This is a genomic window from Thermococcus aegaeus, from assembly GCF_055393685.1.
The window spans coordinates 1,457,520-1,478,593 of the sequence record NZ_AP042464.1 but is presented as its reverse complement, the minus strand read 5'-3'; the positions used below and the strand labels follow the sequence as shown (position 1 = coordinate 1,478,593).

The 21,074-nt window shown below is 42.5% G+C and carries 21 protein-coding genes; 13 read left to right on the top strand and 8 right to left on the bottom strand.

Annotation, left to right across the window (positions count from 1 at the left end; all coding sequences use genetic code 11):
• Positions 1-47 precede the first annotated feature (47 nt).
• The 4 genes from ACZ5NL_RS07960 to ACZ5NL_RS07945 all read left to right on the top strand — a co-directional run bounded on the left by ACZ5NL_RS07960 (position 48) and on the right by ACZ5NL_RS07945 (position 3,148).
• A complete protein-coding gene (locus ACZ5NL_RS07960; RefSeq protein ID WP_464843407.1) occupies positions 48-434 on the top strand; it encodes a PaaI family thioesterase in 387 nt (128 codons plus the stop codon).
• Positions 435-536: 102 nt separating this feature from the next.
• A complete protein-coding gene (locus tag ACZ5NL_RS07955; protein ID WP_464843405.1) occupies positions 537-842 on the top strand; it encodes a PadR family transcriptional regulator in 306 nt (101 codons plus the stop codon).
• Positions 839-2,014, top strand: coding sequence for an MFS transporter (locus ACZ5NL_RS07950; RefSeq protein ID WP_464841763.1), 1,176 nt, complete (start codon positions 839-841; stop codon positions 2,012-2,014). Before ACZ5NL_RS07955 ends, ACZ5NL_RS07950 begins: the two co-directional genes overlap by 4 nt.
• 138 nt (positions 2,015-2,152) lie before the next feature.
• Positions 2,153-3,148: an asparaginase gene (locus ACZ5NL_RS07945; protein WP_464841762.1), complete on the top strand. Its 996-nt coding sequence runs from the start codon at positions 2,153-2,155 to the stop codon at positions 3,146-3,148.
• On the opposite strand, the gene ACZ5NL_RS07940 is transcribed toward ACZ5NL_RS07945, so the two are convergent.
• The 6 genes from ACZ5NL_RS07940 to ACZ5NL_RS07915 all read right to left on the bottom strand — a co-directional run bounded on the left by ACZ5NL_RS07940 (position 3,145) and on the right by ACZ5NL_RS07915 (position 10,476).
• The gene (locus tag ACZ5NL_RS07940; protein WP_464841761.1) at positions 3,145-3,363 is read right to left on the bottom strand and encodes a hypothetical protein; all 219 of its coding nucleotides are present in this window, start codon (positions 3,361-3,363) and stop codon (positions 3,145-3,147) included. The genes ACZ5NL_RS07945 and ACZ5NL_RS07940 overlap by 4 nt on opposite strands.
• 41 nt (positions 3,364-3,404) lie before the next feature.
• The gene (locus tag ACZ5NL_RS07935; RefSeq protein ID WP_464841760.1) at positions 3,405-5,627 is read right to left on the bottom strand and encodes an OB-fold nucleic acid binding domain-containing protein; all 2,223 of its coding nucleotides are present in this window, start codon (positions 5,625-5,627) and stop codon (positions 3,405-3,407) included.
• A 64-nt stretch (positions 5,628-5,691) separates the two neighbouring features.
• Positions 5,692-6,852 (bottom strand): MFS transporter, encoded by a 1,161-nt coding sequence (locus tag ACZ5NL_RS07930; RefSeq protein ID WP_464841759.1) that lies wholly within the window; start codon positions 6,850-6,852, stop codon positions 5,692-5,694.
• Between the two features lie 43 nt (positions 6,853-6,895).
• The gene (locus ACZ5NL_RS07925; protein ID WP_087037108.1) at positions 6,896-8,068 is read right to left on the bottom strand and encodes an MFS transporter; all 1,173 of its coding nucleotides are present in this window, start codon (positions 8,066-8,068) and stop codon (positions 6,896-6,898) included.
• 167 nt (positions 8,069-8,235) lie between these two features.
• Positions 8,236-9,699, bottom strand: coding sequence for an S-layer protein (locus ACZ5NL_RS07920; protein WP_464841758.1), 1,464 nt, complete (start codon positions 9,697-9,699; stop codon positions 8,236-8,238).
• 48 nt (positions 9,700-9,747) lie between these two features.
• Positions 9,748-10,476: a sulfite exporter TauE/SafE family protein gene (locus ACZ5NL_RS07915; protein WP_464841757.1), complete on the bottom strand. Its 729-nt coding sequence runs from the start codon at positions 10,474-10,476 to the stop codon at positions 9,748-9,750.
• A 134-nt stretch (positions 10,477-10,610) separates the two neighbouring features.
• On the opposite strand from ACZ5NL_RS07915, the gene ACZ5NL_RS07910 reads away from it, so the two are divergent.
• Together ACZ5NL_RS07910 and ACZ5NL_RS07905 are read left to right on the top strand one after the other, a co-directional pair.
• A complete protein-coding gene (locus ACZ5NL_RS07910) occupies positions 10,611-10,847 on the top strand; it encodes a hypothetical protein (protein ID WP_464841756.1) in 237 nt (78 codons plus the stop codon).
• Positions 10,848-11,870, top strand: coding sequence for a DUF3226 domain-containing protein (locus tag ACZ5NL_RS07905; RefSeq protein WP_464841755.1), 1,023 nt, complete (start codon positions 10,848-10,850; stop codon positions 11,868-11,870).
• Here ACZ5NL_RS07905 and ACZ5NL_RS07900 read toward each other — a convergent pair.
• Entirely contained in the window at positions 11,856-12,998 is a 1,143-nt protein-coding gene (locus ACZ5NL_RS07900) for a glycosyltransferase (RefSeq protein WP_464841753.1), read from the bottom strand. The two genes, ACZ5NL_RS07905 and ACZ5NL_RS07900, sit on opposite strands and share 15 nt — an antisense overlap.
• 90 nt (positions 12,999-13,088) lie before the next feature.
• Between ACZ5NL_RS07900 and ACZ5NL_RS07895 the strand changes: the two genes are divergently transcribed.
• The 7 genes from ACZ5NL_RS07895 (at position 13,089) to ACZ5NL_RS07865 (ending at position 20,382) form a co-directional block, all read left to right on the top strand.
• Positions 13,089-14,114 (top strand): Gfo/Idh/MocA family protein, encoded by a 1,026-nt coding sequence (locus tag ACZ5NL_RS07895; protein ID WP_464841752.1) that lies wholly within the window; start codon positions 13,089-13,091, stop codon positions 14,112-14,114.
• A complete protein-coding gene (locus tag ACZ5NL_RS07890) occupies positions 14,111-15,112 on the top strand; it encodes a Gfo/Idh/MocA family protein (RefSeq protein ID WP_464841750.1) in 1,002 nt (333 codons plus the stop codon). Before ACZ5NL_RS07895 ends, ACZ5NL_RS07890 begins: the two co-directional genes overlap by 4 nt.
• A 108-nt stretch (positions 15,113-15,220) precedes the next feature.
• Positions 15,221-16,534 carry an ABC transporter substrate-binding protein gene (locus ACZ5NL_RS07885; RefSeq protein WP_464841749.1) on the top strand — a complete coding sequence of 438 codons (1,314 nt, stop codon included), beginning with the start codon at positions 15,221-15,223 and terminating at the stop codon, positions 16,532-16,534.
• A gap of 10 nt (positions 16,535-16,544) precedes the next feature.
• Positions 16,545-17,399: a carbohydrate ABC transporter permease gene (locus ACZ5NL_RS07880; RefSeq protein ID WP_464841748.1), complete on the top strand. Its 855-nt coding sequence runs from the start codon at positions 16,545-16,547 to the stop codon at positions 17,397-17,399.
• Positions 17,396-18,229: a carbohydrate ABC transporter permease gene (locus ACZ5NL_RS07875; RefSeq protein ID WP_464841746.1), complete on the top strand. Its 834-nt coding sequence runs from the start codon at positions 17,396-17,398 to the stop codon at positions 18,227-18,229. The genes ACZ5NL_RS07880 and ACZ5NL_RS07875 overlap by 4 nt, the downstream gene beginning before the upstream one ends.
• 10 nt (positions 18,230-18,239) lie before the next feature.
• Complete coding sequence (locus ACZ5NL_RS07870; RefSeq protein ID WP_464841745.1) at positions 18,240-19,355, top strand: ABC transporter ATP-binding protein; 1,116 nt, start codon at positions 18,240-18,242, stop codon at positions 19,353-19,355.
• A 10-nt stretch (positions 19,356-19,365) separates the two neighbouring features.
• The gene (locus ACZ5NL_RS07865) at positions 19,366-20,382 is read left to right on the top strand and encodes a TrmB family transcriptional regulator (protein WP_464841744.1); all 1,017 of its coding nucleotides are present in this window, start codon (positions 19,366-19,368) and stop codon (positions 20,380-20,382) included.
• Here the strand turns inward: ACZ5NL_RS07865 and tpiA are convergent.
• Positions 20,379-21,053, bottom strand: coding sequence for a triose-phosphate isomerase (gene tpiA, locus ACZ5NL_RS07860; protein ID WP_464841743.1), 675 nt, complete (start codon positions 21,051-21,053; stop codon positions 20,379-20,381). The genes ACZ5NL_RS07865 and tpiA overlap by 4 nt on opposite strands.
• Positions 21,054-21,074 lie beyond the last annotated feature (21 nt).

Here is a 21,074-nt window from a genome sequence, read left to right as displayed (position 1 = left end):
GTAAAGGTTTATATTTCGGTGAAGGCAAGTGTACCTTGGTGATGATAATGGAGCAAAGGACACACCTCTTAACTTCAAAAGAGTTTGTTGGAGAGCCCGTAAAAATCGAAAAGGGCTATGCAGAGGTGAAACTCAAAACAAGAGAGGAGATGAAAGTTGATGAATACGGCCTAGTTCATGGTGGCTTTACATTCGGTTTAGCTGATTATGCAGCGATGCTTGCTGTTAATGAACCCACTGTAGTATTGGGCAAAGCAGAAGTGAGGTTCACAAAACCCGTAAAAGTTGGGGATGAACTTGTAGCCAAAGCAAAGGTAATTGAAGATCAAGGAAAGAAAAAGCTTGTCTCCGTTGAAGTCTTCAACCAAAACGAGGAAAAAGTGTTAGAGGGGACATTTTACTGTTATGTCCTAGAGAAGCACGTTCTTGAATGAGCCCTTTTCTTTTCAACCCTTATTATAGATGGACTCCTCAAAAAGCTTAGTTTTCCAAAACATTTTTATATTTAATATCGAAATTCGATATCGGTGCTCGATATGATGCGGCGCATTATTCTCGGCTTTATGGGACTGCATATACTCCACCATGCAAGCAAAGAACCAATAACCGGAGTTTTCATGATGAAAGAACTTGAATCCCATGGTTATAAGGTAAGTCCGGGAACGCTTTATCCTTTGCTCCAAAAAATGGAAAAAATGGGCCTTCTTAAGAGCAGATGGGAGGTTGAGAATGGAAGAAGGGTAAGGCTCTATGAAATAACCCAAGAAGGGATTAAAGTATTAGAAGAGGGAAAAAAGAAAGTTAGAGAGCTCTGCAGGGAAATTTTAGGTGATGAAAAATGAAAGAAAGAAAAATCTTTGGAATAAGCTGGAATGTTTTTCTCCTCGGAATTGTCAGCTTTCTCAACGATATGAGCAGTGAGATGATAGCACCGATAGTGCCTACTTACCTGACCGATGTATTGGGAGTTGGAAAAGCGGCAAGCGGTTCGATTATGGGGCTTATAGAGAGCCTAAGTTCCCTTTTTAAGGTTCTGTTTGGTTATGTAAGCGATGTATTCAGAAAGAGAAAAATCTTTGTCGCCCTAGGTTATTTACTCTCAACGATTTCAAAAGGAGCTTTAGCTTTTACACGCTCATGGTGGGATTTTTTAACTCTCAGAGTTTTGGATAGGGTTGGAAAAGGCATAAGAACAGCTCCCAGAGATGCTCTAATAGCGGAATCTAGTGAAAAAGGAAAGAGCGGCAAATCTTTTGGTTTTCACAGAATGATGGACACTCTAGGGGCAGTCGCTGGCCCTTTAGTTGCTATAGGGCTATTAGCGTTTTTAAGAAACTACCCTATAAAGACGGCGTATCGCTATGTATTCCTGCTTTCAGCAGTGCCGGGTATTGTGGGAGTTCTCCTTGTGCTGTTTCTAGTCAAAGATAAAGGAGAAGAAGTTAAAAAGAAAATAAAAGGGATATCAGCCCTAAAGAGCAAAAACCTCAGGCTGTTCCTAGTGATTGTTGCCTTAGCTGCCCTTGGAAGATACAGCTATGCCTTTACCTTATGGAAAGCTAAAGAACTAGGGTACAGCGTTATCCAAGGACTGGGATTCTATGCTGTGTTTAATGCAATCTATGCCCTATCAGCATACCCTATAGGCTATTACTCAGATAAGCTCAGCAAAAAAGCCGTTATAACATTAGGATTTGGAGTTGCAGCATTAGCATCACTTCTTTTTGCATATTCCATAAATTTGCCAATGCTTCTTCTTGCTTTTGTATTCTATGGGGTTTATATGGCAATTGAGGACACAATTCCAAGGGCCTATATGGCAGATCTGGCAGGGGAATTTGAGAAGGGAACAGTAATAGGGGCATACCACACCGTCTTTGGGATTTTTGTTTTTCCTGCCTCCCTAATAGTTGGCTATCTATGGCAGGCGTACTCCCTAAAGGTGGGCTTTATCTACGGTGCTACAGTAAATCTCATAGCAATGCTTCTCATGGCCCTCTTCGTCAAAGACTGAACCTTGTCAATTTTCTTTTATTTTTCATATTTTGTTGAATATATGTCAATATTCAAGGTGATAACACATGATTTTTTGTCAGAAAGACTAAAAAGCTATAGCGAGAAAAGAAAGTTAGAGCACAGAGGGGCTGAGAATATGAAGAGAATTCTGATCATCGGGACAGGGGGAACCATAGCGAGCGCAAAAACCAATACTGGATTTAAAAGCATCCTTACCATAGACGAGATTCTTGAAAAAGCCGGCATAAAGCTGAAAGATGGTTATGAGATAGAGACGAGGGACATTTTAAATATCGACAGCACCCTTATTCAGCCCGAAGATTGGGAGAGAATAGCAAAAGAAGTATACAGAGCACTGGAAGATTACGATGGGATAGTAATAACACACGGAACTGATACTCTAGCCTACACCGCCTCCATGCTGACCTTTATGATTAGAGGCGTTAACAAACCCGTGGTTTTAACCGGTTCAATGCGTCCAGTTACTGAGGAAGAAAGCGACGCCCCAAGAAATCTGAAAGCCGCTATAAGATTCGCAATGGAGAATATTTCGGGAATTTTTGTGGCTTTTATGGATAAAATAATGCTCGGCTGTAGAACTTCCAAAATAAGAGCCTTGGGCTTAAATGCCTTTATGAGCATAAACTATCCGGATGTGGCCTATGTAAAGGGAGAAGAAGTTATTTACAACCTTCCCCAAAAGAGATTCAAACCAAAAGGAGAACCCGTGCTTGATACAAAATACGACCCAAGGGTGGTCTTTATTAGACTCACTCCGGGATTAGATGGAGACGCAATAGATGCCCTCGTAAAAGCTGGATACAGAGGCATAGTGCTCGAAGGTTACGGGGCTGGGGGAATTCCTTATAGAAAAAGAGACATCCTAAGCAAGATAAGGAAAATTACCCCCAAAATCCCAGTAGTTATGACCACACAAGCCCTTTACGATGGGGTTGATCTGAACAAATATGAAGTTGGGAGAAAAGCCCTTGAGGCGGGAATTATTCCAGCAAAGGACATGACAAAAGAAACAACAGTAACAAAGCTCATGTGGGCTCTAGGACATACAAAAAACGTTGAAGAAGTAAGAAAAATACTCCACACAAACTACGCCGATGAAATAGAGGGTTAAGCTTTTTCGAGCTTTTCTATCATTTCTTCAGTTATCGTGAGAGGCTTCTCAACTTCATAGATGTCATTAAGCTCCCAAATGACTTCCCCTTTGTTTATGGCTTTAACATAGCGCTCCGCAAGTTCTTTTGCTTTTTCAAAAGAATCAGCCTCAACGATTCTCCTTACGTACCATTTCATTTCCCCATACCTAAGTTTGAACTCCGCCATGTACATGGTTACCACCAAATAAAAATTGGAGTGTGGGTATAAAAGGTTTAACTTCTCTTCAGCTTCACAACTTGCTTTGCAAACTCCTCAAGAACTTCCTTTCTCTTGCCCTCGAAGAATTTTATTGAACCTGCAAAGCTGTGGCCGCCGCCCTCAATCCCAGCATCAGGGAGCTTTTCTTGAAGTACTTTTATTATCTCGTTGAGATCAAAGTTGTACGCCTGCATTCCATCGCTTGCCCTAACAACCGCAAAATCTGGACCGTAAGCGAGGGTTAGAATTGGAGAATCTTCTCCATACTGCTCCTTGAAGTAATCATGGATCAGCCCGCTGAGCTTTCCCGGAGACGGATACTCAAACTTTGGAGCATATAGCTCTACATCGATAGTGTTGAATCTTATTCCATTTGGCAATACAATGCTCTTAACATGAGGCAGAGATGCCTTGAGGGCTTTCTCCTGCTTAGCCTTTACCTCTGGGTAGATTGAGTCCACTAGCTTCCTATGCCTCTGCAGGTTGCCAGTGAGGAGAAGGATCTCATCTATAATGCCATGTCCATCCATGAACTTCCAGTAGTAGGCTTCGTGGTCAATTACCTCTGCTATTTTCTTCAAATCCTCTTCTTCAAGACCTTTGCTTTCTTTGGCTATCTTGAGATATTGCTGGAACTCCGGAGCGTCGCTTCTATCCCCAGTTCCAGCTATAGCCGGAAGGTGCTTTATTTTGTCCTCAACCGGTGGATAGATGAAGCGAGCTATTTCAGTTGCAAGCATTCCCGCCGTTAGCTCATAGTAGCCCCTCTTTACTAGGTGAGGATTAACGTGTACGTCTACGTATTCATCCACCGCAGCCTTGTCCTCGCTTATAAAGTCTCTCGGATCGTGGTGGTCAATAACAACTATTGGAACCCCGTAGGCTTTTATACGCTTGTAAGCGGGGATATCCTCGGTTGTGCCCCCGTTATCGACTATCACAAGGAGCGGAAGCGGATCTCCAAAGCGCTCGTGATCTTCTATCATAAAGATTATGTCCTTAAGGACATCCTCAAGTTCATAAAACGGAGCTCTGCTCGGCCTTCTCTTAAAGAACTTCCATTTTGCCTGGGGATCTGGAGAAATCTCTTCCAATAGTGGCACTATAGCGTATTCAAGAGCCAAACCAGCTGTGTAGCCATCCGTATCTGCGTGGTGTCTCACAATTATAGGTCTTCCCTCAAATATTGCCTTCCTTATTATAAACGCAGCTTTCATGATCTTTGGTTTAAGCTTCTCTAGGACTTCGCTCTCAACAAGAAAACCAACATCCTCAGGCTGTGCCCTCTTGTTGAGCTCTTCCTCTATCTTCTTCTTAACCTCCGCAGCATCTGGACCCCATAGACGGGACATATCGCTTATTTCTATTTGAATCTCTCCCGCATGGAATGAAACCTTCCCAATTACTTCCACCATATCCCCAACTTCGATGTTAGGATAAGCCCTAACTCCCGGTGCCTCAAAAGCGGCTGCCCACGTTATACCTGTACCATCCGTTATCGTGAAGACCGTTGGACCTCCGGTAACTTGTATTTGGGTTATCTTGCCCCTAATTCTTACAGTTTTTCCAGCCATTTCTTTGGTTAATGCTCCAATATCCGTAACAGGAAGCTCTTTCCTAACGACTACTTCCTTGTAATGCCTCAAAGCAGATTCTATAAGGTCTATTTCCTTCTTTTCAGGTCTGACGTCTAATACTTGAACAAGAATCTCTTCCCCGGGGGTGTATTCCTTCTTTCCAAGAAGATCTTTCCTCTTTATTAATCCTGTCACATGAGGATTGAGCTTTACGAATACTCCAAACCGCTCCACCCTCTCGATAACACCCTTGTAAATCTTGCCTATTTCTACATCCTCGTAGTCACAGGTCTTGTCAAGAACGTAAACCACCTTGTACTTCCTTTCACACTCTGGGCACACCCATGAGGTCTCCATCCCAGGTTCCCAAGGCTCCTTAATCTTTCCACAAATGTCACAAGCTAACACTCTCCCAGTTCCTCCACAGGTTGGACAGGTGTCATAAACAGGAACAACTCCTTTTTCGTGGCACTCTGGACAAGGAATCTCTTCTACCTCCTCTTCAACTCCAAAATAATCCAAATTCCTGTAGCCTTTAAGCTTGTCTCCCAATTTAAAGTCCGCCGGAACATAACCCCAACCGTTACACACCTCACATTCCTTCTCGCCACTCTTTACTTTCCCGCTTCCATGACACTCGGGACAATCCTTCACCGCCATCTCTCACACCTCTCACAAAAGTAGACTATTCAATGAGACTAAGGCAAGCTTATAACTCTTTCTTTTATTCCTCTTTTGAGAAAAGCATCCAAAAAGCGATCATAGAGAGACCGTACAAGATACCAGTTACAAAAAACGGCATTACAAGGGATAAATCAAAAATTTTCCCACCTATAAGCTGACCTATGCCAAAGGTGGTCGTCCATGAGAAATTTCTTAATGCTACAGCAGTCGCTCTTTCCTCTTTAGTGAAAAAGCGCATCATAAATGAGTCCCATATTGGATTGACAATGTTCATAAGTATAGTTCGGATTGTATAAATCGCCGCTGCAATCGGGAAAGATGGAGAAAGGGGGAGTAAGAGTATCAACAGTGTGGCACTTCCATTGAAACCTACGATCGTTTTAACACTCCCAACTTTGTCGGCAATCATGGGAAGAGTGAATGTTCCAATCCCCATCACAAACTGCTGAATGGCAAAAAGACCACCAATGCTCTCCAAGCTGGTTCCAAAACGTTTGTTGAACCATAGCCCCATATAGGGTATCGTAACCCCAGCCCCCAAGCCAATTAAAGCCGATGGGAGGGAAAACTTTGCAATTTTGATCACAAGCTCCCTTTCAAACCTGAGTTTCTTTTCCTCCCTCTTCAAAACTGGAGAAACCATAAAAATAAAGAAGCCTTGAATCGGAACAAGTAATGCAACAAACAAGAGCGTCATTTTATATGGGTTTGAACCATCGAACATCTTGGGTAGTAAACCACCCAAGTACATCCCCAATGCAGCGCCTATCGTTCCCAAAGCGGCATTTAAGCTGAAGAGGTAGTGCCTCCTTTCATCGCTAGCTTCTTCACTTAAGAGGGACATCACTGCCGGTCCCTCAAGTGCCATTCCTATTCCTAACAAGACAGATGCAAGTGCAAAAGACCAGAATTCTGGAATAAACACTTGAAAAAGCCTGGCAATAAAAAATATGCCCACTGCAGCCAGGATAGTTATTCTATATCCAAGTTTAACACTGATATATCCCGAACCCAGAAGGGTTACCGCTTGAACTAGGGTGGAGATTGAAAAGACAACTCCTATCTGAGAAAAACTCATGCCAAGCGAGGAGTAATAAAACGGAAGAATAAACCATGCGATATTACCCCCTAACCAGGCTAAGAAGGAATAAACGACAACAAGCTTGGCATCTCTGCCGAATCCTCTGTAGCTTTGGAACATCGCTTTTTTGTCATTTGTCTCGTTTATAAACTTGTCGAAACGCTTAAACTTTGTTGTACCTAGCGAAGAAGAAGTAGAATATCAGGGTGGCTGTCACGTAGAGGGTTGCCGTGGCATAGAAGGGATAGCTAAGGGAAATTGAAAACAGTATGCCTCCTATATAATTCCCCAATCCCCTCATGAAGGTGGAAAAAGCCCTTCTAATCCCCGCAGCTGTTGCCTTTTCCTCAGTTGTAAAAAATCCCATCATGAAGGCATCATTTATAGGCCACACAATGTTCATAAGGATTGAGCGGATGATATAAACAAACGCTGCCAAGAGGAAGAGTTCCAACGATGGGAATATCCCAAAGAGAAAAGCAGCGATGCTCTGAAAGAGGGAAATAGTCTTCACAGGGCCGATTTTATCTACGAGCTTTGGAAGTATGAAAGAGCCTATGCCCATGACCAGCTGTTGGGCAAAGAAAACTCCGCTTATAACCGCTAACGTTTGTCCAAAGCGAAGGTTAAAGTATAAGCTCATATAGGGAATCGTTATTCCTGCTCCCAAACCTATCATTGCCGAAGGAAGTGAAAACTTGAGGATCTTTACAACAAGTTCCTTCCTCCAGTTTATACGTGGATTCTTTACTGGGACGTCTTTGATTACCAAAAGGATCGGGATTACAATGGCAAACTGGAGAATTGCCAAGGAAACAACAAGCCTGTATGCGAGTTCGCTTGTTATTCCAAAGGTTTCCACAAAGAAATCGGGAGCAAATCCGGCAATTAAGACCCCCAGAGCATTTAAAATCGTTCCAATTCCAAAGCTTATAGAAAAAGCATGATGCCTCTGCTTCTCTCCCACTTCCTCACTCAGCAAAGCGTAAAAGTTGGGCTGCCTTATTCCCATATTAGCCCCTATTAAAAAGAATCCCAGAGCAATAACGTAAAAGTTGAGTGCCAAAACTTGGAGTATTCTTCCCATCAATCCCAAAAATGCCCCGAGAATCAAAGTTTTCTTGTAGCCAAGCTTGAGAGACACCTGACCAGCGATCAAAAAGAAAAGTCCACCAACAAAAGTCTGGATTGAAAAGAAAATTCCCATTTTATCCATCCCATAGCCTAAAGCCCTAAGGTAAAAGGGCATTATGAATATGGAAAACTGGAGGAACAACTGGCCTGCTGCATTGGCTGCTATTAACAATTTTGCATCTCTGTTGTAGCTTCCAAGCATGGTTGAATTATATATCATAGCGTTTATAAGCTTATCGAAATGAAGCAGAAAAGCTTAAATACACTCCAGAGATGCCCTAAACGGCTAAAATAAGAAGAGCCATTCTAATCCGTGCTACAATCAGAGTTCGGTAAAATAAGCGTTCTTACAAAAAGTAAAGGAAAAGGCTAAGCTTTAGACATAAATTCGTCCACAGCTTTCTTTGTATGTATGTAGTCTTTTCCTGCCAAGATTATAACTTTGAAGTTTGGATTGTTTGGATTGTTCAAAATAGCGACTACGTGGCCCTTGTTCATTATGTCGTTTTTGAGACCCCCTATTGTTGCTGAATCATAGTTTTGTTCTAAGACCTTCCAAGCTTTGTTGCTGACCCATCCTCCAATTATTATCACATGTTTGTCGTTTGGAAGACTTGAAAGCTCTTCATCGGTTATTATGAGGGAGTTAACATCGCCTACAACCTCGGCTTTTGTCGTTTCTACCGTGATCTTCTTCTTGACTGTAACTGTCCTCAAAAACCTGTAGCCTGTTATCCCCGTTATAGCCCCATTGTTATCCTTCTCAAATACTGGTGAGATGCTAAGGGCGAACATAGGAAGGTTCAATACATCCCCATCTCCTAAGGTTACAACTGGGAATCCGTTTTCAGGGTCAACATGGAGATAGAGGGTGAATAAATAGTTTGAGGGATCGATATCCCAGACCCACTGTCCTTTGTACACATCCCCATCTTGGTATTTTGTGGTTTTTTCATAATATTCATATTCATAAGTAACCTGCTTGGTACCGCCAATCCCTATGAAGAAGTCCGAAGGAGTAAACACAAGAACTTTTTGAGCACCTTCCTCCAGCAGGGTCACAATCCTTCCACTGGGATAAGCATCGTAGATCTCAAAGTCCTCCTGACCTTGGGAATCCACATACATAATGTAATACTTCTCTTTGTAGAGTGTTTGAGTCTTTTCCAGCCCACTGGGGTATGTTATCTCTACAAGGGTCTTTTTCTGCTCAGTGTCAATATCAACAAAGTAAATCCTCCATCCATTTACTGTTAATGTGCTCCCAAGAGACTTCGAATCACTTTTCTCTTCATGGGAATATATGTAAAGGGTGTCCTTTCCGTTTTCAACCGTTGATACGAGTTTTGAGTTCTCCCCACCAAGGCTTAGTGGTGTCGTGTTCTCATTGAATATTATCTCTACACTTCTATCCCCGAACTGTGCCTTCTTTAACGTTGAATTGTAGAGAACTCTTGAAAAGTTCACTGCAATAACGATTTTATCTCCCTCTGGGGTTTCTCCGAGAACTAGGCCCACATCAGGCATGTCGGTTTCACTCAACTTATAATATTGATCGTTATCTGGGATAATAACACTCCTGTACGTCACTGGAACCTCAACGTATGTGGAGTATGAGCTCGGTTTTATTCCCTTAAGGACTAAGAATGCTCCAAGCCGTGCTCCAGCAATTGCGTCTTCGTTTATATGAAGGGGTTGATTGTTCACAACCTTTGTAGTGGGAAGCACGATAACGGCATTTGTTGAGTCTATTGAAAAGCTGTAGGCATTGGCTACTCCTACACCAGAGAGAAAGAACAACAACGCCATTACAAAACCCACGGTCTTCTTCATATTTGTCACCTCTATATCTTTTCAACTTTGAATTTTATTAAGATTTGCCTAGCTTACCAAATTTCTCAATAGATTAACCAAGGTCAGCAGAGAAATGCCAACAAATACCCCTTTGAGGTACTTGGGATCCATTTTAAGAGCAGTCTTAGCACCTAGCCATGAGCCAATAATGACGGGCAACATAAGAAGCATTCCAATAGAATAGTCCACACTGCCGTTTTTTGCATAGTTTATGAACGCAACAAAGTTGTTGAAGAAGATAATTACCTTTGCCATTGCGTTTGCCCTCAAAATATCTACCCTAAAGAACATCCTCAGGAGAGAGATTACCACAAGGGTAGATGCTATTCCCAAAACACCTATGTAGATGCCAATTGCCAGGCCCACAATTGATTGAGACAGCTTTCCACTAAGCATAGGCTCCCCTTGTGGCGCTTTTAATGTAAAATATGTCCCTATTATAAGAAACACCATCACTACAAAATTTGCGGCCTCCTCAGAAATACTCAGCAAGAAAACACTACCAATGTAGGAGCCAAGCAGAGAAAAGAGCACAATAGTTAAAGCTGTCTTTAGATTTAAAATGCCTGCTTTAAGGTATGTGAGAGAAGACACAAGTGTTAATGCCGCAATAATCATCTTTAATGTTCCAACAGCGGTTTTTGCGGGAATATTGAAGAGAGTGAGGATAAATAAGGTTATTAAACTCCCTCCGCTCATCAAAGAACCTATAAAACCTCCAAGCCCCACCATAAGTAAGAGAAGGACTTCTTCCATACTAGCTCGCCAGAAACACTTTTGGCATAGAAAAATAAAAAGCTTTATATGAGTTTTTATAACTCAAATAGTGCGATGATGAATGAATCCAATGCTGAAGAGATGATTGACCCCAGAGTGGCTGAGCGTGAAAAATGGAAAGCGAACTTAAAAAGCTAAACGAAAATATGGCAAAACTCTCTAAGCAAGTAGATGAGATACAAGAAGAGTTAGACAAGAAAAACAAACCCGATAAACTTGGATGGGATGATGTGGTCCAGTACGGCATAGGCAATATCGCTAACTTTTCATTGGGACAATACATCAGCGCCACAATCATTGTGAGTACTTTTGCAGTTATAGGGGCTATAGCTGTTGATCTGGTGAAGTAGATGATAATAGTTACTGGAGACAGATACGATGAAGCTCTAACGGATAGAAATTTTGAAAAAATTTTATTCCCAGAGTATGGAAAAAACAGAGAAAAACTTAGGGAATTCGTTAATAAGCTAAAGGGCGACGAAGTGATTGTAACCGCAAGCTTGGAGCTTATTGATCTCATACTGAAGAGATTTCAAGGGGAAGAACATGTCTTAATTTACTCAAACACGGGTAAAGGGTTAACCTTCAAAGAAGCTTATGAGCTGAGGAAATACCTTGATTTTGATCTGAGAGGGGCGGAGATAACAAACACAGAAAAAGTGAGCGTTCTCTTCTGTGAAGGGAAGACCGATTCAAAGTTCTTTAAAGCAAGCTATAAGAAGATCTTTGGCTTTAAAGAGGCCAGAGAAGTTCCTCCTAATTTAGTGCTAATTGAAAAGCTTTTCGAAAGAGACAACTACGAGCTAATAAAGAACAACGGATACATTGCCATAATCCCCAGTGAAGGGAACGCCGGAGTAATAAGAAATCTTGGGAACTTCTTGAGAGCAATGGAAGTCTTTGGATTTCATGTTGGGAAAATAGGCATTGCAATTGACATAGATGAAAGCAAAAAAGCTGTGATGGATTCCATAAGAGGCAAACTCTCATCCTTCAAGTATAGCAAAACAAAGAAAGGTTTTAAAGTTGGAAAAACTGAAGTCATTCCCCTCTTAATCGGGAGCAAGATAGACCTCGGCCCCTGCGTGGAGTGGCAAAAGCCAACGATTGAAGACTTTATGCTGGCGATTTTAGAAGGTGACAAAACTTTCAAAAAGCTGGAGAGAGCCATCAACATTTTATGCATAGACTTAAAGCGAAAATTGAAACCAAAAGAGGTTATTTATTTAGCAATAGCTGCCAAGAAGTTTTGGGGAAACCTTGAGGGCTTTTACGAGATGAGTATAATGAGAACCCCAAAGTGGAAGGTCGAGAAAGTCCTAAAAGAAAGCAAAATATATGAGAAGATGGAAGCGCTCTTACCATCTCTCTAAAAGGTAGTCTTTCTCCTTTAAGAATGTCTCCGCTCTTTTCAGAACTAGTTTTTCTGCCTCTTCTGTTGTCATGTCCTTTGTTTTTTCCACGAAGTCTGCGGTTTTTGCAAAATATAGCGGCACTAAAGGTTCGGCATTTTTGAGTATTCTGTTTTTATATGCCACTGCCCCATCAAAGAGAACGTGACTCCATAGGACGTCATCGAAGTCGAACGTTCTTAGTGCCTCTTTAACTTTCTCAAACGTTTCTTTTGAGAGTGCCCTCTCCAAAATCTCCTTATTTTCCTCGAAAAGATTCCTTGCCCTTTCTTTTAACAGGTCTAAGCTGACTTTGACAGGTTCTGGTTCTCTAACTTCCATCTCTCCGAAAACCGGAACCGGTTTTATATCCCTAACGTTTTTCCATTTATCCTCATACTTTTGCATCAGCATAAATAGAGTTCCCACGACTTGGTTGAACATTGGGCCTAGAGAAGCTGCTGGATCCTTTGGATCGTGAATTTTAACTCCCAGCGCTGTCTGGATAACTTTAAAGCCTTCCGCTATTGCAGTAGTGGTCAGAAATATGTCCACTCCAAACCTTGCTACATCGCTTTTCCAAATTTCTTCATCGGCAAGATAGGTGTCTATAAGCTCTGAGCTGATTCCAAAGTCTCCTCCTATTGGCTGTCTGACGTTGTATCCGTAGAGAGAGGCTGTCATTGGGTACGCTATGTTGTTGGTTATTGTTCCGTCATATTTGTGCCTTAAATACAGTGGGGCAACGAAGTGATAGCCCTCTTCAATTGGCTTGGCAAATTTGTAGATCCACTCTGGAGTTATGCTCCTTAGGTCGCTATCGACAAACACCACTGCATCGGCTCCTTCTTCCCTTGCTATCTCTAAGACCTCTTTCATGGCACTGCCCTTTCCTGGTATTGGCCATTTGTAAACCAAACTCCTTACTTCAACTCCTTCAGGGACTGGAGTTTTCATGACAACTTCTCTTGTACCATCTTTACTCCCACCGTCTGAATTGATAATTAAACCTCCCCCAAAATACCTCTTTAGTCCTTCTGCGGCTTGTCTAACGACGTATCCAATTGTATCAGCGTTGTTATAGCTTGGAATACCTACAATGACTTTCATCGCCCATCACCAAAATACAACCATTCATAGTGGTTTAAAATGAAAAATGCTTAAATACCTTTTGGTATTTAATAACCATGAGGGTTCCCCATGGGAAAGCTGAAGGTTGGAATAATAGGATGCGGAAATATATTCAATTTAGCCCATAAAAACGCCCTAAAAAACATTAGAGAAATAAAAGTCGTTGCTTGCATGGATATAAAGGAGAAAAAGGCAAAAGAAGCTACAAAGGAGTTCAATGCAAAACCGTATACAAATTTAGATGAGTTCCTCGATTTGGATTTAGACGTTGTTGAAATCCTAACCCCCACTTACACTCACGCTGAACTGGCCATAAAAGCCCTAAAAAGCGGTAAACATGTGATTGTAGAAAAACCCATAGCTCTTACAACTGAAGAAGCTCAAAAGATGATAAAAACCGCAGAAAAGGAAGGATTATGGCTTTTGGTTGGCCATACCAGAAGATTCGACAAGAGATGGGTGCAGATAAAGGAAGTGATAAAAAAGAGAAACATAGTACCGATGCAGATAAGAAAAGCGGAAGTTCAAAGACTGCCGTTTCCAGAGACTGCATGGTACTGGAAGCCAAATAAAGGGGGAGGAGTTGCAATAGACTTAGGCGTTCACGTTACAGATTTTCTCAGGTGGTATTTCGAAAGCGAACCCGTAAAAATCCTTGGAATCGGAAAAGCCATAAGAAAAGAGGCAAAAATTAACGGAACATACGACCACTTTGTGATGATGATAGAGTTTGAAGGTGGTAAAACAGGATTGGCAGAAGTAAGCTGGGCTTATTCGTATCCAGCCCGTTATGGTGTCTTCTACCACCACCTAGATGTTCTAGGAAAGAACGGAAGGATAAGATACACTCCCCTAGACACCCCTGTTGTTGGAGTGGTAAAGAGCCACTTTGAAATGCCACGCTTTTCACCATTGCTCTCAGCGTTCCCTGAGGCATTTGAAGCCGAACTGAGACATTTCTTCAGAGTAATAATGGGAGAAGAAGAGCCCGTGATAACTGCAAAAGACGCACTAATAGCCCTCCAAATGGCAGAGACGGCGATAGAATCAGCAAAGAGAGAAGAACCATTGGAGTTTAAGGGGGTGATAGAATGATAAATGTTGGAATAATCAGCTACGCTCACCCCCACGCACTTAGGTACGGAACAACTTTTGCCTCCAATCCAAAAGCAAGGCTCTACGCAATATCTGGTGATGGAGCAAACAGAGACGTGGCTAAGTCAGAGGCAGAAAAGCTGAAGGCAAAATTTTACCAAAACTACGAAGCCCTCCTCAAAGACAATAAGGTAGATGCCGTGTACATAGCGATTGAAACCTATAGACATAAAGAGGTTGCCATAAGGGCTGCCGAAGAAGGGAAGCACATACTTTTAGAAAAGCCTATCGCTTTAACTCTCGAAGACGCCGATGAAATTATTAAAGCAGCTAAAAAAGCCGGTGTAAAACTCATGGTTCCCTTTAATCCAAGGTTTACAACACCCCTTAGAAAGGCAAAAGAAATGATAGAAGCCGGAGAGATAGGAGATCTGGAGTACATATATTCGATTTCGGAGTACGTCAAACCCCCAATCTTCCTTGAAGGCTTGGACATGAGCTGGTTCTTAGACGTTAAAAAAGCAGGCGGCGGTGGGTTCATGGACACTGCACCACATGGGATAGATTCTCTGCTCTGGCTTACAAACAGCGAACCAAAGAGCGTTTACGCAGACATTGGTTCAAAAATATATGGATTTCCAGTAGATGATATAGGCACTGCAGTGCTGAGATTCAAAAATGGTGTGGTGGCAGTTCTAAACGCTGGATGGGGCAATCCGAAGGGATACTCATATGGACTGGAAATCAAGTACTACATACTCGGAAAGGAGGGATTCCTTGACGTCAGAACTGCATATCCCGACTTTACCGTGTATCAAGACAGAGCAGAAAAGATATACTGGGAGAGAGCCGATGTTAATGGCATCGTGAACTCATTCTTAGAATCGATAATAGAAGACAAAGAGCCACCAATAACTGGAGAAATCGCCAAAAAGAACCTAAGGATAATTCTAGCCGCTTATGAGTCTTCAAAAACTGGAAAAGTTATCAAGCTCTGAGTTTCCATTTTCACATTTTAAATACAACTACAAAAAGTGGTTTATATCACAAAATTTATATATTTTGAGTTAGCAAAATTAGGATGAGCAATTCAGAGGTGATAGGCCATGAGCCGAAAGGTAAGGTTGGCAGGAGTTTTGGTTTTGGTTCTTTTAGGAGCGATAGTAAGTGGGTGCATTGGGGGGCAACAAACCACAACACAAACTACTCAAACAACCACCGAAAAAGTCACAGTAACATGGCTTTCAACACAGCTAAACCCCCCAGAGGAGAGGGCTTTTGTACAGGAGCAATTAGTTAAAGAGTTTAAGGATCAAACGGGAATTGATGTAAACTTTGTACCTATCAGCTATACCGATCTAGCCACAAGACTTGAGGCGGAGGAAAAAGCAGGTAAGGTGACCATCGATCTGATAGCTGATCTCCACGGTGGATTGGACTTTTTTGCTTCCAAAGGATGGCTTGAAGACCTAAGCGGAAGAAAACTTGAAGGAAGAACATTCATAAGCACCTTTGAGAAATATGCAACCATAAACGGAAAGAAAGTTTACATCCCATGGATGAGTGCCACCTATGTAATGGTGGTAAACAAGAAAGCCTTTGACTACCTTCCAGCAGGACTTACACAAGAGGATGTTATGAAGGGAACTGAGAAGTGGACATATGATGCTCTTCTCGAATGGGCCAAGAACTTGAAAGATGCAACAGGACAACCACAGCTCGGCTTCCCAGCTGGACCAAAGGGTCTCTTGCACAGATTCCTCCACGGTTACATCTACCCAAGCTTTACCGGCTATCAGGCTAAGAACTTCGACAGCCCAGAGGCTGTAGAAATGTGGAAGTACCTTAGAGAGCTCTGGCAATACGTCAACCCAGCAAGTACAACATGGGACGCTATGGGTGAGCCACTCCTTAGAGGGGAAGTTATGATCGCCTGGGATCACACCGCAAGAATAAAGAACGCAATAGAAACCAACCCAGATCAGTTCGTAGTAGTCCCAGTTCCAAGGGGACCAAAGGGAAGAGGATTCATCCTTGTAGTTGCCGGATTGGCAATTCCAAAGAACGCTCCTCACCCAGATGAAGCATGGAAGTTAATTGATTACCTCACAAAGCCAGAAACACAAGTAAAGATCCTTGAGAACGTTGGATTCTTCCCAACAGTCCAAGAAGCAACGGGAGCTATCCCAAGTGGACCACTCAAGATACTCGCCGAAGGTGTTGCGGCTCAATCTGCAACTCCAGATGCGGTAGTAGCAATGATTCCAAACCTCGGTGAAAAGGGAGGACAGTTCACAAACGCTTACAGAACCGCCTTTGAGAGAATTGTCCTCAAAGGTGAAGACCCAGAAGCAGTAGTTAAAGAACTCGGTCCACAAGTAAAGCAGCTCTTCCAAGAGATGGGACAAGAGATTCCATGAGGGAGGTACCATGAAGGTCAAATCCTCCTACATTCCTTATTTTTTAATTTTACCTGCATTTGCGTATCTGCTGTTTTTTGTTGGGTATCCTCTTGTTCAAGCCCTCTATACCGCGTTTACCCAAAACGGACAATTCTCCCTTGCAACTGTTAGAAAAACATTTGCCGATCCTTATTTTTGGGATGCCTTAAAATATACCATAGCCCTTGCGGGAGTTATTGTCCCAACCCAAGTTGGGTTGGCTCTTATATTGGCCCTTACGGTTAATAGGGCGTTTAAAGGGAAAGATTTCACTATTTATGCCCTCACGATCCCGTTAACTATAAGCGATGTAGCTGCGGGTTTGATATGGTATTCTATGCTTTCTCCAAGCGGATTTTTGAATAAGCTTCTTCTAAATATTGGACTTATCCATCAACCCATCTACTTTTTTGGGTATCAATATCGTCATATGGAGTTTTTGGCTATTGTTCTAGCCGAGCTTTGGAGAGCAACCTCAATAGTTTTTGTTATAATTCTCGCCGGGCTTCAGATGATAAGCCACGAGTATCTAGAGGCAGCAGAGGTCTTTGGAGCAGATTACTGGACAAGGCTGAGGAAGATAGTGATTCCCCTCCTAAAGCCAAGCATCCAGAGTGCTTTGATAATCAGAACCCTTTTCGCAATGCAGATATTCGGTATTGTATGGATTCTAGCCGGGAGAGACATTCCAATTCTAGCTGGAGAAGGTTTCTACAGACTAACAGAGCTCAAAGAATACGATGTGGCATCCATCTACGCCTTGGTAATAGCAGGGCTTTCAATACTACTTGGAGCACTCTATATTAAGTTCATGAAGGCTGAATACCTGGAGGTGAGAAGATGAACGACGAAACAAAGTTTATGCTAAAAAGGCTAGCCTTCTATACGTTTATTTTTACCGTGGTCGCTTGGATAATAATCCCAATAATAATCTCAACACTCTATGGCTTCGCACTTCCCGGAGATTACTATGACCCCAAGAAGATCTTCCCAACAAGCTTCACAATAAAATACGTTAAAACCCTTCTCTTCACACTCGGGGCGTTAGATGGCATTAAGAACAGCGTTATTGTGGCATTAATCACAATAGCCATAAGTTTTGCCCTTGGAATTCCTGCTGGTTATGCAGTTGCAAAGTTTATCTTCCCCGGAAAGGACACCATAAAGCTGTCGATAGTGGCTCTTAGAATGTTCCCAATACCCGTAATGGCAATTCCCCTCGTAATCCTCTACATAAAGCTCAACCTTATTGATACATTATTAGGGGTTGCACTTGCCCATACGGCAATGGCGCTTCCCTTTGTAGTGCTAATAACCTCAAGCATCTTTGCAGGTGTTTCAACTGAGCTTGAGGAAGCCGGCATGGTGTTTGGACTTACAAGACTAGGCTCGTTCTTTAGAATTACCCTGCCCTTAGCATTACCAGGTTTAGCGGCTGCAGCTATGTTCACCTTCGTCATGTCGTGGAACGAGGTTTTTGTAGCGTCAATTTTAACGCTATCTCAGAGAACCCTCCCCGCTCAAATTCTGTCAATAATGGCTGGAGCGAGTGGAGGGGCAGCACCGGATTACTACAAGTTCGCAGCGGCATTCATCATGATAATACCCGCTATAACGTTCATATTCTTTGCTAGGAAGTATCTGGTAACAATGTGGGGTATAACACTAAAATGAGGTGTGAAAAATGGTGGAAGTCAGGCTTGAGAACCTCAAGAAGTATTTTGACAACGGAAAGGTAAAGGCTGTTGATGGAATAAACCTAACCATAAAAGACGGAGAATTCCTCGTACTCCTCGGACCGAGTGGCTGTGGAAAAACGACAACACTTAGGATGATAGCAGGCTTAGAAACACCAACAGATGGAAAGATATGGTTTGGAGACAAGGACGTTACTTACCTTCCCCCCAAAGACAGAAACATATCGATGGTTTTCCAGAGCTATGCCGTATGGCCCCATATGACGGTTTATGACAACATAGCATTCCCATTGAAGATTAAGAAGTATCCAAAAGAGGAGATAGACAAAAAGGTCAAATGGGCTGCGGAACTGCTCCAAATAGAGGAGCTTCTCGATAGGTATCCTGCCCAGCTCAGTGGTGGGCAGAGACAGAGAGTTGCCGTTGCAAGGGCAATAGTGGTTGAGCCAAATGTTTTACTCATGGATGAGCCACTCTCAAACCTCGATGCAAAGCTCAGAGTTGCAATGAGAGCGGAAATCAAGAAGCTCCAAACAAAGTTAAAGGTCACCACAATATACGTTACCCACGATCAAGTTGAGGCCATGACAATGGGCGATAGGATAGCGGTGATGAACCAAGGAAAGCTCCTTCAAGTCGGGCCCCCAACAGAGGTTTATTTGAAGCCAAACTCAATATTCGTCGCAACATTCATAGGCGCTCCGGAGATGAACTTACTTGAGGTAAGTGTTAAAGAGAATGACGATTCCATTATCCTAGAAGGAGAAGGGTTCGAAATTCCACTTTCAAGGGACTTTAAAGAGCTCCTAGAGAAGTACATAGACAAAACAGTTATCTTCGGTATAAGACCCGAACACATGACCATAGAAGGCGTCTCATCTCTAGAGCACGTGAAGAGAAGCACAACAATAGAGGGAACAGTTGACTTCGTTGAGGCTCTAGGAACAGATACGATTGTCCATGCCAATATAGGAAACGGCCAAATCATAAAGGTAAAGCTCCCTGGACACATACCCCTTGAGGTCGGGAGTAAGGTTAAAATAGTGATTGACTTGGATAACATCCACGTATTTGACAAGAACACTGAAAAAGCCATAATATGAGGGAAAGTAAATGGAGGAAGGCGAGCTCAAGGCGCTCTTGAAGGAGTTGGGATTGAACAAATATGAGGTCAATGCATACCTTACTTTAATCAAGCAAGGGCCCCTCACAGCGGGCGAGCTCGCCTCCCTCTCAAAAGTCCCTCAGCCAAGGATATACGACGTTGTGCGGAGTTTAATGGGAAAGGGCTTTGTTGCAGTAACAAGTGAAAGACCAAAGAAGGTAGTTCCACTCGATCCAGAAAAAGTTCTAGGAGCGATGGAGAAGAACTACTTGAAAAAAATAGAGCTTGCAAAAAGAGAATTAAAGGCTATGTACACTCCGCGTGAAAGCCACAGAGAAGTGATAGTAGTAAAAAGCAAAACAACCTTGGAAAACTACATAAAGGAGGCAATAAAGAACGCTAAATATCATCTCTCTCTTGCAATTCCTTCACAGCTTTTAGAAAAAGTGACACCCCTTCTAAAGGCAAAAAGCAGGGAAGTCACAATTGATCTATTTGTGTACGGAGAAAAAGAAGTCCCAAAAATCGCAGATAAGATCAGGGTAAGAGAAGTAGATGATCCAATAATAGTAATACAGGACAAGGCATTGGGCATTTATGTCCCTCCAGAAGCGTTCAAATCAAGAGAACAAACAATAAAGGGCTACGCCTTAATAATAAGGGACAAAAACCTCCTCTTCATGCTTGATAGGTACTTCTACCATGCACTATGGCCCACTGGAGAACTGATTTACAAGAAGAAAGGAAAAATAAAACTTCCAAAGAGTTACATACACATCAGATCTCTTGTAGAAGACATAAGGGAACACAACCTAATCGGGAACGAAATAGAAATATATGGAAAGTTTGTAAAGACTCAGAAACCCGTCCATTTAACTGGAAGAATAGCTGACTTCTTCGAAAGTGAAGGAAAAGTAATCTCAAACATAACCATTGAAACAAAAGATGGGAAAAGATACGTAGTGGGAGGCTGGAATGCATCCCTCGAAGACATTGAAGCCGATATATTGATTGTTAAAGATTAAATTATCAGTGATACAAGGTCTCTTATTGCTTTTTCTGGGTCTTTGGCTTTTGTGACGCCACTCGCTAAGAGAACTCCAACCGTCCCCAATTCTAGAGCCTTTTTCACATCTTCTCCCGTTGAGATACCAGCACCAGTAAGAACCTTAACCTCGGGGTTTACCTTTTTAACGAGTTCTACCGTGTTGGTTATTACCTCAGGCTTTGCCTTACTAACCGGGATCCCAGTGCCGATCAGCTCTGGAGGCTCAACAGCAACGTAATCCGGATTTAAAGCAGCAACTGCTGCACTAACTGAAGGATTGTTGGTGCAGACCATTGTCATTAAGCCGACTTCCTCAGCCCTTCTTATTGCAGCCTCCAAATCCGCGAGGATCATTCTGTTTTCAGAGTGGTTGAGTAAAGTCCCAACGGCTCCGGCCTCTTTTACTGCCTCCGGCAAAACGTGGCCTGTATGACTGCCGGGCTTTATTGGGTCTACATGCTGGGCAAAAACTGGAATCTCAACTTCCTGAGCGATTCTATAAAGATCAACCAACTGTGGAGCTACTACTATTGTTATCCCCGTCTCCTTGTAAACTTTTTCTGCCGCCTTGGCTATTTTTAAAGCCCTTTCTCCAGTGGCCTCAATATATGTCTTAAAATTTATAGCTATAATCGGCTCCTTCAACATCTTTTACCACCTCTTTTTTAG

Bases quoted from the DNA above. Each gene is read 5' to 3' on its own strand.
- ACZ5NL_RS07885 (WP_464841749.1), top strand. From the start codon at position 15,221: ATGAGCCGAAAGGTAAGGTTGGCAGGAGTTTTGGTTTTGGTTCTTTTA.
- ACZ5NL_RS07945 (WP_464841762.1), top strand. From the start codon at position 2,153: ATGAAGAGAATTCTGATCATCGGGACAGGGGGAACCATAGCGAGCGCA.
- ACZ5NL_RS07950 (WP_464841763.1), top strand. From the start codon at position 839: ATGAAAGAAAGAAAAATCTTTGGAATAAGCTGGAATGTTTTTCTCCTC.
- ACZ5NL_RS07940 (WP_464841761.1), bottom strand. From the start codon at position 3,363: ATGTACATGGCGGAGTTCAAACTTAGGTATGGGGAAATGAAATGGTAC.
- ACZ5NL_RS07870 (WP_464841745.1), top strand. From the start codon at position 18,240: ATGGTGGAAGTCAGGCTTGAGAACCTCAAGAAGTATTTTGACAACGGA.
- ACZ5NL_RS07930 (WP_464841759.1), bottom strand. From the start codon at position 6,852: ATGTTCCAAAGCTACAGAGGATTCGGCAGAGATGCCAAGCTTGTTGTC.
- ACZ5NL_RS07955 (WP_464843405.1), top strand. From the start codon at position 537: ATGATGCGGCGCATTATTCTCGGCTTTATGGGACTGCATATACTCCAC.
- ACZ5NL_RS07880 (WP_464841748.1), top strand. From the start codon at position 16,545: ATGAAGGTCAAATCCTCCTACATTCCTTATTTTTTAATTTTACCTGCA.
- ACZ5NL_RS07925 (WP_087037108.1), bottom strand. From the start codon at position 8,068: ATGCTTGGAAGCTACAACAGAGATGCAAAATTGTTAATAGCAGCCAAT.
- ACZ5NL_RS07905 (WP_464841755.1), top strand. From the start codon at position 10,848: ATGATAATAGTTACTGGAGACAGATACGATGAAGCTCTAACGGATAGA.
- ACZ5NL_RS07915 (WP_464841757.1), bottom strand. From the start codon at position 10,476: ATGGAAGAAGTCCTTCTCTTACTTATGGTGGGGCTTGGAGGTTTTATA.
- ACZ5NL_RS07875 (WP_464841746.1), top strand. From the start codon at position 17,396: ATGAACGACGAAACAAAGTTTATGCTAAAAAGGCTAGCCTTCTATACG.
- ACZ5NL_RS07920 (WP_464841758.1), bottom strand. From the start codon at position 9,699: ATGAAGAAGACCGTGGGTTTTGTAATGGCGTTGTTGTTCTTTCTCTCT.
- ACZ5NL_RS07865 (WP_464841744.1), top strand. From the start codon at position 19,366: ATGGAGGAAGGCGAGCTCAAGGCGCTCTTGAAGGAGTTGGGATTGAAC.
- ACZ5NL_RS07910 (WP_464841756.1), top strand. From the start codon at position 10,611: ATGGAAAGCGAACTTAAAAAGCTAAACGAAAATATGGCAAAACTCTCT.
- ACZ5NL_RS07890 (WP_464841750.1), top strand. From the start codon at position 14,111: ATGATAAATGTTGGAATAATCAGCTACGCTCACCCCCACGCACTTAGG.
- ACZ5NL_RS07895 (WP_464841752.1), top strand. From the start codon at position 13,089: ATGGGAAAGCTGAAGGTTGGAATAATAGGATGCGGAAATATATTCAAT.
- ACZ5NL_RS07935 (WP_464841760.1), bottom strand. From the start codon at position 5,627: ATGGCGGTGAAGGATTGTCCCGAGTGTCATGGAAGCGGGAAAGTAAAG.
- tpiA (WP_464841743.1), bottom strand. From the start codon at position 21,053: ATGTTGAAGGAGCCGATTATAGCTATAAATTTTAAGACATATATTGAG.
- ACZ5NL_RS07900 (WP_464841753.1), bottom strand. From the start codon at position 12,998: ATGAAAGTCATTGTAGGTATTCCAAGCTATAACAACGCTGATACAATT.
- ACZ5NL_RS07960 (WP_464843407.1), top strand. From the start codon at position 48: ATGGAGCAAAGGACACACCTCTTAACTTCAAAAGAGTTTGTTGGAGAG.